We start from the raw sequence: 11966 nt of genomic DNA, 5'->3' as shown, positions 1-11966 counted from the left end.
GCGCTTGCATGGCATGCAAGAGGTCAGCGGTTCGATCCCGCTTAGCTCCACCAAATTCTGAACCCAACAGATTTGGTGCGTAAAGAAAATTGTGGGGCTATAGCTCAGCTGGGAGAGCGCTTGCATGGCATGCAAGAGGTCAGCGGTTCGATCCCGCTTAGCTCCACCAAAATTCAGACCCTCGCATTACGCGAGGGTTTTTTTATGCCTGTCATTTCTGTTTCATCAACCGTCAGTAACATGTTATAGCGGCCCTGGGCCCTCGGTCGTTGCTTAACGATAGTTAAGCACCATTTCACTATCAATTCGCCAACTTGATTCACCGTGTGAATAAACCTATTATTTCTGCCCGGCAAAACTGCGCGCAAGAGCACATTTATTAACTCAAATGAAAATGAAAATATACAATCATGTGAAAACGTTTTTAATTGCGTTAATAATATGTATGGCAGTTGTTCCGGTTTCCCGTTTTATTTCCCCCCGTGCTCAGGTGGATGCAAGCGAAATCTTCCTGGCATGGCTACCGCTCAGCGTATCGCTGGCGATGATCCTGCTATTTGGCCGTCGGGCTATCCTTCCGCTGATGGCAGGGTTTGCGCTGATTTATGAGTGGCTGCTCGATTTAACGCTACTGCAAACGGCGGTTTTTCTCTTTTGCTTTTTCTTTCCCCTCCTGTTGACCTGCACCATTGTGCGCTGGCAGCTGGGTACTCGCTGGCGGCACGGCTTACCAAACAGAGACATGGGGGTGCGTACCGTCTGGCTAGCGTTTGTTGCTCCAGCCGGTATCAAGGCAGCCATGTACGCTGCAGGTAGCCGAGTGGCATTCCCTACTACAGTGGCTAAGTTTTTTGATACAGGCTCGGTTATTTATAGCATCATTGATATTCAAAGCCTGATTTGCGCGGCGCTGATTTTTACCATGATGTTTTATTATCCGCTGCGCATGCTGGTTAATCCCCGCTATGGTCGGACGCTGTGGCGAAAAAGCATCAAACCTTTTTTGTCGCGGCGAAAAAGAAATTTCACTTTAGGTTGGCTACTGACATTAACCTTTTTTCTTATCGTCGTCTGCTCACCTTATCAGTCTGACTATATAGCTGGCTATCTGGTCCCGGTCATCTTTATTCTATTTACTTTAGGTATCGGAAAGCTAAGCCCACCGTTAATTGGTCTGAGCTGGGCATTTACCGCCCTGATGCTGCTCGCCAACAATCAAAATTTCTTGCAGGGCGTCTATACCGAATACTCGATGGCCTTCGTGCTGTCGGTACTGATCTCCTTTACCATTTGTATTCTCTATATGGCTGCTATTTATCGGCGCAGCGAGTGGCTTAAGCGGGCATGGAAGGCGCAGGCGCTCACCGATCCGCTTACCGGCCTGCCGAATTTGCGCGCGCTTGAACAGCAGCTGGAGAAGCATACCCACCGAGTGGTCTGCTGCCTACACATCAGCAATTTGGAGTTTCTTAGTCGCCACTACGGCATGATGATGCGCGTTCAGTGCAAGCGCAGCATCACTCGTGAGCTGCAGCCGCTGCTGATGAGAAATGAGAAGGTGTACCAGCTACCGGGAAGCGAGCTGCTGCTGCTGCTCAACGGCGCCGAACCGACGGCGCGGCTTCAGCATATGGTGGACTACCTCAGCGGAAGAAAAATTTTCTGGCATCACACCGCAATGGATATCGAATTTGGTGCCTCCTGGGGAATTATCGAAGGCGCTGGGGAGATCTTTCACCAGACGCTAGGGCAGCTGAGCTGGCTCTCCGAGCAGGCCTGTTCAACCTCGCACGTGCTGGCCCTGACCCAGAGTCTTGAAACCGTATGCGACCACACTACCGAGCGCGTGCTGCTGCTTAACCGCGTGAAACGTGCGCTGGAGGAGGAGGGGCTGCTGCTCTATGCCCAGCCGATCCAGAACGCGGACGGGGTGGGGTACCATGAGGTGCTGACCCGCCTCTCCGTGGAGGGTGAAATTCTGACGCCTGACCGTTTTCTGCCGGTCATTGCCCAGTTTAACCTGAGTATTCGCTTTGATATGCAGGTATTGGAGACGCTGCTGCGCTGGCTGCGCGCGCATCCGGTTCCTGGTACCCAGGCGCGATTCTCCGTTAACCTGATGCCGCTGACCCTGATGCAAAAGGAGTCGGCCACGCAGATTATGGCCCTGTTTAAAAGCTATGGCGTTGCGCCTCAGTGCGTGATTATTGAGATAACCGAAGAGCAGGCTTTTTCCAATTCGGAGACCAGCATGCACAACATTCAGCGCCTGCAAAACTACGGTTTCAAGATTGCAATCGATGATTTTGGTACCGGCTACGCTAACTTTGAGCGCCTGAAGCGCCTGCATGCTGACATCGTGAAGATCGACGGCTGCTTCGTGAAGGATATTCTCACCGACTCTCTGGACGCGATGATCGTGAAGTCCATCTGCTTTATGGCGAAAGCCAAATCCCTGACGGTAGTGGCGGAGTATGTAGAGACCGAAGAGCAGCGCGATCTGCTGCTCTCGCTGGGGGTGGACTATCTGCAGGGCTATCTGTTGGGTAAACCCGAGAAGCTAGCGGACTAGGCATAAAAAAACCGGGGCAGGCCCCGGTTTTGCTCGCGAGTGATATCTATCTTACAGCACAAGCGCAGCGATAGAAGCAGACAGCACGCTGACCAGCGTAGAGCCGTAGACCAGTTTCAGGCCGAAGCGTGATACCACGTTACCTTGCTCTTCGTTCAAACCTTTAATGGCGCCTGCAATAATGCCGATAGAGGAGAAGTTAGCAAAGGAGACGAGGAACACGGAGAGGATCCCTTCCGCACGCGGTGACAGGGTGCTGGCGATCTTCTGCAGGTCCATCATGGCAACGAATTCGTTAGAGACCAGTTTGGTCGCCATAATACTGCCTACCTGCAGCGCTTCGCCGGCCGGTACGCCCATTACCCATGCAACCGGGTAGAAGATGTAGCCCAGAATGCCCTGGAAGGAGATGCCCAGCACGGCGGCGAACAGGGCGTTGAGGCCAGAGATGAGCGCGATAAAGCCGATCAGCATGGCAGCAACGATAATCGCCACCTTGAAGCCTGCCAGGATATACTCACCCAGCATCTCAAAGAAGCTCTGGCCTTCGTGCAGGTTAGCCATCTGCAGGTTCTCTTCGCTCTCATCCACGCGGTACGGGTTAATCAGCGACAGAACAATAAAGGTGCTGAACATGTTGAGAACCAGCGCCGCAACGACGTATTTTGGTTCCAGCATGGTCATGTACGCGCCAACGATTGACATGGAGACGGTGGACATCGCCGTAGCTGCCATCGTGTACATGCGGTTGCGCGACATTTTGCCGAGGATATCTTTATAGGCGATAAAGTTTTCTGACTGCCCCAGAATCAGCGAGCTTACCGCGTTAAACGACTCCAGTTTGCCCATGCCGTTAACTTTTGACAGCACGGTACCGATAGCGCGGATCACAATCGGCAGAACGCGAATGTGCTGCAGGATACCGATCAGCGCAGAGATAAAGACGATAGGGCAGAGCACTTTCAGGAAGAAGAATGCCAGACCTTCATCGTTCATTTTACCAAAGACGAAGTTGGTCCCTTCGTTGGCAAAGCCGAGCAGTTTTTCAAACATCTCGGAGAAGCCACGCACGAAGCCCTGGCCGACGTCGGAGTTCAGGAAGAACCAGGCGAGTAAGACTTCAATAACCAAAAGCTGAACAACGAAACGAATACGAATTTTCTTGCGATCGCTGCTGACCAGCAAGGCCAGAAGCGCCACAACGGCAAGCGCCAAAACAAAGTGAAGAACGCGGGACATACTTTTTGCTCCAAACATGAGGCAGGTTTAGTTTTCGTGCACATTCTATGAAACAAGAGTAAATAAAACGAGATCAAATACACACTATCGTAATGTCCTGTGACGAGACTCAAAAATAGTGATCAAAGATACAATTTTGTTATGTTAATAAAAGAAGTGTAAAACCCATTTACGCTGCTAAACTGTAACACATCGGGTTACTTACCCACGCACTATCGCTCTTTTCCTGTCCTTCACTCCGTTAATCGGTTTTATCTATCGAAGAAATCCACCCAAGCGAACTTGATAATCATTCGCATTTTGCTAGCATGAAACATAGCAAAGGCTATATTAGAGGCAAAAATGAACGATAGCAGCGTTGAAAGTAGTAGCGGGCGTACAGCGCGAAAGCTTCGGTTCGCATTGATGGGACCGGCCTTTGTGGCGGCGATTGGCTACATCGATCCCGGTAATTTTGCTACCAATATTCAGGCCGGCGCCAGTTTCGGCTATAAGCTGCTATGGGTTGTTGTATGGGCTAACCTGATGGCGATGCTGATCCAGGTGCTCTCCGCCAAGCTAGGGATTGCAACAGGCAAAAACCTTGCTGAGCATATCCGCGATCGCTATCCACGGCCGGTAGTCTGGTTCTACTGGGTGCAGGCGGAAATCATCGCTATGGCTACCGATCTGGCGGAGTTCATCGGGGCGGCAATTGGTTTTAAGCTTATTCTCGGCGTGTCGCTGCTGCAGGGGGCGGTGCTGACCGGGATTGCCACCTTCCTGATCCTGATGCTGCAGCGTCGCGGCGATAAGCCGCTGGAGAAAGTGATTGGCGGTCTGCTACTCTTTGTCGCGGCTGCGTACGTTGTAGAGCTCATCTTCTCCCAGCCTAAGCTGGTGGATCTGGGCAAAGGGATGCTGATCCCCAGCCTGCCGACCACCGAAGCGGTGTTTCTGGCTGCGGGCGTGCTGGGGGCAACCATTATGCCGCACGTCATCTATCTGCACTCCTCGCTCACCCAGAATCTGCACAGCGGATCGCGCAAAGAGCGCTACTCAGCAACCAAGTGGGACGTGGCAATTGCCATGACCATTGCCGGCTTCGTTAACCTGGCGATGATGGCAACGGCCGCCGCTGCGTTTCATTTTAGCGGCCATACCGGCGTTGCTGACCTGGATCAGGCCTACCTTACCCTTGAACCGTTGTTAAGCCATGCGGCAGCGACCATCTTTGGTCTGAGCCTGGTCGCGGCAGGACTCTCCTCTACGGTAGTGGGGACGCTGGCCGGGCAGGTCGTGATGCAGGGGTTTGTCCGCTTTAGCATTCCGCTGTGGCTACGTCGGTCTATCACCATGCTGCCGTCGTTTATTGTGATCCTGATGGGACTGGATCCGACGCGTATTCTGGTGATGAGCCAGGTACTGCTTAGCTTCGGTATCGCGCTGGCGCTGGTGCCGCTGCTGATCTTTACCAGCAACGGTAAGCTGATGGGCGAGCTGGTCAATACCCGACTGGTAAAACGCCTCGGCTGGGTGATTGTGGGTCTGGTGGTAGGCCTTAACCTGTGGTTGCTGATAGGGATGGCGCTGGGACTGTAATGTGGGAGTAACGCCGGGTGGCGGCTGCGCTTATCAGGCCTACGGAGAGTAGACTCGAGCAAGCGCAGCGCCGCCGGGCAAGATTAATGGTGATGGCCGTGTCCATGACCGCGTCCCGGGCCACGACGGTCGCTGCGATCGTGCCAGCCTTCGCGATAGCCGCGCTCATAGGCTTTACGGTTGTCCCAGCCACGATGGTAGCCGCGATCGTGTGGACGCCAGCGGTTATCACGCCACTGATAGTGACGGTGCCAGTAGTCCCGGTCGCGCCAGTCTCGGCCATCCCAGTAGTGGCCCCGATCGTCCCGGTCGCCAATCTGTAGTTTTATAGACGGTAGCAGTGTGATCTCACCGGCGTGGGCGACCAGCGGGGCTGTAGTAGCCATTAACAGTGCTGCCAGAATAAGTGACCTGAACATAAAAATTTCCTCCACGAGCGGGCCACGATGGCCTGTAAGCAAATATTACGAGACGTAAAGACCCGTAGCATCGGCTTAACTCCTAATTCGTGGAGGGCAGCACTTTTTGTTAAAAAAGAGTTAATCCGTGCCGTTCAGAATCGCATCGATGATGGCACACTCCTGCTCGGTAAAGTGGCGGTTAGCCAGCATGCCCGCCGCATCGTCCAGTTGGGCAATTTTACTTGCACCAATCAGCACCGAGGTGACTCTGTCCCCGCGCAGCACCCACGCCAGCGCCATCTGGGAGAGCTTCTGCCCGCGCCCCTGGGCCAGAGCATTAAGCTTACGCACCTTCTCTAGCTTCTCATCGGTAAGCTGATCCGGGTTGAGGAAGCGGCTGCCGCTGGCGGCCCGCGAATCGGCCGGAATGCCGTTCAGGTAGCGGTCTGTTAGCTGACCACCCGCCAGCGGTGAAAAGGCAATGCTGCCGACCCCTCTCTCTGCCAGCAGATCCAGCAGCTCATCCTCGACCCAGCGCTCAAACATCGAGTATTTCGGCTGATGGATCAGGCAGGGGGTGCCCAGGTCATCAAGGATAGCGATGGCCTCACGGGCCAGATCCGCCGGGTAGTTAGACAGGCCGACGTAGAGCGCTTTCCCCTGGCGCACGATATGGTCTAGCGCGCGCATGGTCTCTTTTAGCGGCGTATGCGGATCCGGGCGGTGATGATAGAAGATATCGACATACTCAAGGCCCATCCGGCGCAGGCTCTGATCGAGGCTGGCAATAAGATACTTGCGTGATCCCCAGTCGCCGTAGGGGCCGTCCCACATGGTATACCCGGCCTTCGAGGAGATAATCAGCTCGTCGCGGTAAGGCAAAAAGTCTTCCCGCAGAATGCGGCCAAAGTTGCTTTCGGCAGAGCCAGGGGGCGGGCCGTAGTTATTGGCAAGATCAAAGTGGGTTATACCCAAATCAAAGGCGTGGCGTAGCAGCTGGCGGCTGGTCTCCACCAGGGTGGCGTCGCCAAAGTTATGCCACAGCCCCAGCGATATGGCCGGCAGCCTGATGCCGCTTTCGCCGCAGCGGCGATACTCCATTGCCTGATAGCGCTCAGGATTAGCCTGATAAACCATGCAGTTATCCTCTCTGTTCTGTAAAACAAAAGACATTACACCGGAAGGGCTCAGGAAACCCGCCCGGGGATTAATCTTTGCGACGTGGCGCAATCATCAGCGGTTTTCCCGCCAGCAGCAGCCACGCGGGGAGCATCACGATGCATAGCAGCGGCAGCAGAGTGGTATCCGGCACAACCGCGGCCGCCATAAACAGGCTCAGCCAGCCGTCGCGGGTCACGACAAGCACCAGACCGAGAATGGCGCACGACACGGTAATGGCTGCCGGTACGGCTTCAACATGCTCATGCAGCATCAGCCCCAGCGCCACCGCGACGAAGACCGCCGGGAAGATGCGTCCGCCGCGAAAGCCGCAGGCGGCGGCCACCACCAGTGCAGCAAGCTTCACTACCGCAAACAGCAGGTAGTCGCTGACGGTAAAGGTCTGGCTGAACGCCAGCTGCTGCATCTCGCTTAGCCCCTTAAACAGGGTGATATGACCACCGATAATGCCAAGAATGCCGAGGAGAAAGCCGCCGATGCCGAGGATCAACACTGGGTTACGCAGCCGGTGCATCACCTGATGCAGGCGCGGCAGGCACCACACCGCGATCATCCCCAGCGCAATGGCGATGGCGGCCACGACTGCACCGCTGAAGATATCTACCAGCTGCATCTGCCCGTAGTGAGCAATCGGCAGCGAGAAGTGCGGATGGAAGAAGAGGCTGGTGGTCAGCGCACCCGCGGCGGCGGACATCAGCGGGGCAAAAAGGCGATCCCACAGCGGGACATCACTGTTCCCTCCCAGGGTCTGAGAGAAGATCAGCGCCGCCGCGACCGGGGTACCGAAGAGTGCGCCGATAGTGCCGGCCGAGGCCAGAACCGTCCAGTCCAGGGCCGTCACCCGGGGAAAGAGACGTGCGCCTACCGCAACCGCCAGGGCGATATTGACCACCATGATAGGGTGCTCAGGCCCAAGGCTGACGCCCCCCGCCAGGCCAATAATCAGCGCGCAGAGCAGGCCGGGGAGGGTAGAGGTGGCCACCGGCGCGCCAATCAGCGGCTCGGTCGCCGGATCCGGCCCACCGTGACCGGTGCTGTAGCGCAGCACCAGCCCAACGACCACGCCGGTCAGGGTCAGCATGAGCAGCGTCCAGAAGGGCGAGTCCAGGGGGATGCCCAGCTTTGCTGGCAGGCTGGACCAGAGAATTGATTGCAGCACGGAGGCGACTTTCATCACCACCACCAGCACAACGCTCGACGCGATGCCAATAATCAGCGCGGGAAGCGACAGCAACAGCATGGTTCTGGCTCGCGGATGGAGCATGATGATTTCCTTCTGCTTTCACTAAAGTGCACCATTGCACGGTTCGCCTGGCGGCGTCGACACAAATGATGCGGAAAGAGTAAAGTTATTCTGTGATGAAGCTCTATAATCCCTCAGCACTCGTGCTATGGTCGTTGTTGTTACAGCGCCTTGAATTTACAGTGTGCCAAAGATTTATTCTGACTTTAGCGGAGCCGTAAAAGAATGACAAAGTATGCTTTAGTAGGAGACGTAGGCGGCACCAATGCGCGTTTAGCGCTATGCGATGTCGCCAACGGCGAAATTTCCCAGGCTAAGACCTATTCCGGGCTGGACTACCCAAGCCTTGAAGCCGTGGTTCGCGTCTACCTTGCTGAACACAACGTCAGTGTTGAAGATGGCTCTATTGCCATCGCCTGCCCGATTACCGGCGACTGGGTCGCCATGACCAACCACACCTGGGCCTTCTCCATTGCTGAGATGAAGAAGAACCTCGGCTTTGCTCATCTGGAGATCATCAACGACTTTACTGCCGTGTCGATGGCGATCCCGATGCTGGACAGAGAGCATCTGACCCAGTTTGGCGGCGGGGAGCCGGTCGAAGGTAAACCGATTGCCGTCTACGGCGCGGGAACCGGTCTCGGCGTCGCGCACCTTGTGCATGTTGATAAGCGCTGGGTAAGCCTGCCGGGTGAGGGTGGCCACGTTGACTTCGCGCCTAACAGCGAAGAGGAGGCCATTATTCTGGAGGAGCTGCGTGCCGAGGTTGGGCATGTCTCTGCCGAGCGCGTGCTCTCAGGCCCGGGACTGGTCAATCTCTACCGCGCGATTGTGAAATCCGACGGTCGGCTGCCGGAAAACCTGCAGCCGAAAGACGTGACCGAGCGTGCATTAGCGGACAGCTGCACCGACTGCCGCCGGGCGCTGTCGCTGTTCTGCGTGGTGATGGGCCGCTTTGGTGGCAACCTGGCGCTGACGCTGGGCACCTTTGGCGGGGTCTATATTGCAGGCGGTATCGTGCCGCGCTTCCTCGACTTCTTTAAGGCATCCGGCTTCCGCGGCGGCTTTGAGGATAAAGGGCGCTTCAAAGCCTACGTTCAGGACATTCCGGTCTATCTGATCGTCCATGACAACCCTGGCCTGCTGGGTGCAGGTGCGCATATGCGCCAGACCCTGGGCTATATCCTCTGATTACAGGTGCATTAGCTGCCTGAACTCTTTAACCTTGCTGCGGCTGACGGGAACCTGAAAATCAAGATCCCGTAGCCGCAGAATATAGGTGTTGTTAAACCAGGGTTCGATCTCCCGGATCTTATTGAGGTTGACGCAGTAGGAGCGATGGCAGCGGAAAAAGTGCGCCGTCGGCAGCTTGCTGCAAAACTCAGTGATATTCATCGGCATGACGTAGGATTCGCGCCGGGTATAGACAAACGTCATCTTCTCATGGGCTTCGGCGTAGTAGATATCGTGGATGCTGGTCACGATAATGCGCTCATCTTTAATGAGGTTGATGGTGTCGTTCTCGCGGGCCGCTACCGTGCTGCCGCTCATGCCGGACTGCTGCTGCCAGGCGGCCTCCAGCTTTTGCAGCATGGTAATGATGCGCGACTCCTGGTAGGGTTTCAGAATGTAGTCAAACGCCTCCAGCTCAAACGCCTCTACCGCATGCTCTTTCCACGCGGTAATGAACACAATAAAAGGCTTATTCGCAAACTGGCTGATATTTTGCGCCAGCAGCACGCCATCAAGCGACGGAATGTTGATATCCAGAAACAGGGCATCTACCTTGTTGTGCTGAAGATATTTCAGTACGTCCAGACCGTCATCAAAGGTGGCGACAATCTCCATCTGGCTGTGCGCTTTGATAAGCCAGCTTAGCTCCTGCTGGGCGAGGATCTCATCTTCAACGATGATAACTTTCACTCTGGCTCTCCTGTTTAACGCAGTAGCGTAGCCGGTCCGGGAACCGGCGTGCGTTGATGCGGTACGTAAAAGGCAATCTCCGTACCCGGCTCAAGACGGCGAATGTGCAGACCTTCGCCGTAGAGCAGCTTCACGCGATGATGAACGTTCAGCAGGCCGATTTTATTCCCAGGCATCTCGTTGGCTTCAACGCGCTCAATGACTTTGGGATCGATGCCGTGGCCGGTGTCGCGCACGGCAATGCGCACCCGATTGCCACACTCTTCCACGCTAATATTCACCACGCCTTTCCCTTTGCAGGGCTGGATCCCGTGGACGATGGCGTTCTCGACCAGTGGTTGGATCAGCAGGCTTGGGATCACGCAGGTGACCTCTTCATCAATATCATAAATCACCGTCAGCTTGTCGCCGAACCGTGCCTGCTCGATGGCAATGTAATCTTTAATCTGGTAAAGCTCTTTTTTAATGTCGATCTGCTCATCGTCATTGAGCTCGATGTTATAGCGCAGATAGCGCGACAGGTTGATGATCAGCTGCCGGGCGGTATCCGGGTTCATGCGAATCGACGAGGAGATGGCGTTCAGCGCGTTAAACAGGAAGTGCGGGTTAATTTTACTCTGAAGCGCCCGCAGCTCCGCTTTGTTGGCCATTTCACGAAGCTGCTCGGCGCGCGAGACCTCCAGCTGGGTGGAGATGATTTGCGACAGGCCTACCGCCATCTCCTGCAGTGACGAGGTGATCTGGTGGGCATGACAGTAGTAGATTTTCAGCGTGCCGGTGACCACGCCTTTCTCCCACAGGGGGATCACCAGCATGGAGTGGATCTCTGGAGTTCGGTGCGCCTCATCGTTGTTTTTAATCACGATTTGGCCGTTGTCGATCGCCTGGCGGGTAGTGGGGCTGATAATGTCATCGCTGTCTCGATAGTTATTCTCGCCGACGCCGACGTAGGCAAGGACATGATCGATATTGGTGATGGCGACCGCATCGGCGTGAATATCGCGGCGGATAATATCGCACACCTGGCGCAGCGACTCGCTGTTCACGTGACGGAACAGGGGCAGCGTTTTATTGGCAATATCCAGCGCCAGCTTCGCCTGACGCGCCGCGCTGGCCTCCTTTTCACCCTCAACGCTCTGCACCAGCAGCACGATAAAACCGATGCACACCGTGCCTAAGATCATCGGCACGCCGATCTTTGAGACGATATCCAGTCCCAGCTCGGTAGTAGGCGCCCAGAGCACGACCAAAATCATCGTCAGGGTTTCGCACAGCATGCCCGCAATGATCCCGACGCGCCAGCGCTGTGCTTTCGGGATTTTAATGTTGATCCAGCCGGAGAGGATGCCCGCGATAATACTGGTAATAAAGCAGGGGACAGCGGTCACGCCGCCGATATCGATCAGGTAGCGGTGGGTGCCGGCAATCACGCCGGTGATAATGCCGACCCACGGCCCGAACAGGATCCCCCCTGACATAACCGCAATAATACGTACGTTAACCAGCGAGCCCTCGACCTGCACGCCTGACCATGTACTAAACAGGGCAAACAGCGAGAAGATAGCGGTCACGGCCAACAACTCTTTTGGTGAGTGGGCCGTTTTGTGCAGCAGCTCACGGAAGAGGCGGATGCGGATCAGAAAGAACAGGCAAATAAGCATTAACGCCGCGCGATCGAAAACCGCCAGCAGCATAGTGAAAATTTCGTGCACGGATAGCTCAGTGTGAATGACGTGAAAAAGAGATGATAAAAAAATTAGCGACAGAAGACCAGTTAACTTCCCGGATGAAAAACAGGGAAAAACCATGAACATAAAAGGGGATTGTC

The 11966-nt window shown here is 55.3% G+C and carries 9 protein-coding genes and 2 tRNA genes (1 of these 11 only partly in view); 5 read left to right on the top strand and 6 right to left on the bottom strand.

What is annotated here, in order from left to right:
- From RTX96_RS02540 to RTX96_RS02530, 3 genes are all read left to right on the top strand, one after another.
- Nucleotides 1–53: transfer RNA gene (locus RTX96_RS02540), tRNA-Ala, on the top strand; it begins 123 nt to the left of the window's first position.
- 40 nt (nucleotides 54–93) lie between these two features.
- Nucleotides 94–169, top strand: a tRNA-Ala gene (locus tag RTX96_RS02535).
- Nucleotides 170–388: 219 nt separating this feature from the next.
- Nucleotides 389–2572, top strand: coding sequence for an EAL domain-containing protein (locus tag RTX96_RS02530; RefSeq protein WP_312670005.1), 2184 nt, complete (start codon nucleotides 389–391; stop codon nucleotides 2570–2572).
- 51 nt (nucleotides 2573–2623) lie between these two features.
- On the opposite strand, the gene RTX96_RS02525 is transcribed toward RTX96_RS02530, so the two are convergent.
- Nucleotides 2624–3811 carry a NupC/NupG family nucleoside CNT transporter gene (locus RTX96_RS02525; protein ID WP_103818936.1) on the bottom strand — a complete coding sequence of 396 codons (1188 nt, stop codon included), beginning with the start codon at nucleotides 3809–3811 and terminating at the stop codon, nucleotides 2624–2626.
- Between the two features lie 342 nt (nucleotides 3812–4153).
- Between RTX96_RS02525 and RTX96_RS02520 the strand changes: the two genes are divergently transcribed.
- On the top strand, nucleotides 4154–5392 hold the full coding sequence (locus tag RTX96_RS02520; RefSeq protein ID WP_312670004.1) for an Nramp family divalent metal transporter: 1239 nt from the start codon (nucleotides 4154–4156) through the stop codon (nucleotides 5390–5392).
- Nucleotides 5393–5475: 83 nt separating this feature from the next.
- On the opposite strand, the gene RTX96_RS02515 is transcribed toward RTX96_RS02520, so the two are convergent.
- The 3 genes from RTX96_RS02515 to RTX96_RS02505 form a co-directional block, all read right to left on the bottom strand.
- Entirely contained in the window at nucleotides 5476–5811 is a 336-nt protein-coding gene (locus tag RTX96_RS02515) for a DUF2502 domain-containing protein (RefSeq protein WP_312268317.1), read from the bottom strand.
- A 120-nt stretch (nucleotides 5812–5931) separates the two neighbouring features.
- A complete protein-coding gene (mgrA, locus tag RTX96_RS02510) occupies nucleotides 5932–6930 on the bottom strand; it encodes an L-glyceraldehyde 3-phosphate reductase (protein WP_103818939.1) in 999 nt (332 codons plus the stop codon).
- A gap of 70 nt (nucleotides 6931–7000) precedes the next feature.
- Complete coding sequence (locus tag RTX96_RS02505; protein ID WP_103818940.1) at nucleotides 7001–8236, bottom strand: ion channel protein; 1236 nt, start codon at nucleotides 8234–8236, stop codon at nucleotides 7001–7003.
- Nucleotides 8237–8440: 204 nt separating this feature from the next.
- Here RTX96_RS02505 and glk point away from each other — a divergent pair, with 204 nt between their 5' ends.
- Nucleotides 8441–9406 (top strand): glucokinase, encoded by a 966-nt coding sequence (glk, locus tag RTX96_RS02500; protein ID WP_103818941.1) that lies wholly within the window; start codon nucleotides 8441–8443, stop codon nucleotides 9404–9406.
- Here glk and RTX96_RS02495 read toward each other — a convergent pair whose 3' ends face one another.
- Complete coding sequence (locus RTX96_RS02495; protein ID WP_312670003.1) at nucleotides 9407–10138, bottom strand: LytTR family DNA-binding domain-containing protein; 732 nt, start codon at nucleotides 10136–10138, stop codon at nucleotides 9407–9409. It lies immediately after the preceding gene.
- A 14-nt stretch (nucleotides 10139–10152) separates the two neighbouring features.
- Nucleotides 10153–11850, bottom strand: a complete 1698-nt coding sequence (locus RTX96_RS02490) for a sensor histidine kinase (RefSeq protein WP_103818943.1) — start codon at nucleotides 11848–11850, stop codon at nucleotides 10153–10155.
- Nucleotides 11851–11966 lie beyond the last annotated feature (116 nt).

It is taken from the genome of Pseudescherichia sp. (assembly GCF_032052675.1).
Taxonomy (GTDB): Bacteria; Pseudomonadota; Gammaproteobacteria; order Enterobacterales; family Enterobacteriaceae; genus Pseudescherichia.
Note: the sequence above shows the minus strand (reverse complement) of the source record. Positions and strands in the feature narration are given on the sequence as shown.

Excerpts from the sequence above, each read along its gene's own strand:
- RTX96_RS02530 (WP_312670005.1), top strand. The coding sequence starts at position 389 with ATGAAAATGAAAATATACAATCATGTGAAAACGTTTTTAATTGCGTTA.
- RTX96_RS02525 (WP_103818936.1), bottom strand. The coding sequence starts at position 3,811 with ATGTCCCGCGTTCTTCACTTTGTTTTGGCGCTTGCCGTTGTGGCGCTT.
- RTX96_RS02520 (WP_312670004.1), top strand. The coding sequence starts at position 4,154 with ATGAACGATAGCAGCGTTGAAAGTAGTAGCGGGCGTACAGCGCGAAAG.
- RTX96_RS02515 (WP_312268317.1), bottom strand. The coding sequence starts at position 5,811 with ATGTTCAGGTCACTTATTCTGGCAGCACTGTTAATGGCTACTACAGCC.
- mgrA (WP_103818939.1), bottom strand. The coding sequence starts at position 6,930 with ATGGTTTATCAGGCTAATCCTGAGCGCTATCAGGCAATGGAGTATCGC.
- RTX96_RS02505 (WP_103818940.1), bottom strand. The coding sequence starts at position 8,236 with ATGCTCCATCCGCGAGCCAGAACCATGCTGTTGCTGTCGCTTCCCGCG.
- glk (WP_103818941.1), top strand. The coding sequence starts at position 8,441 with ATGACAAAGTATGCTTTAGTAGGAGACGTAGGCGGCACCAATGCGCGT.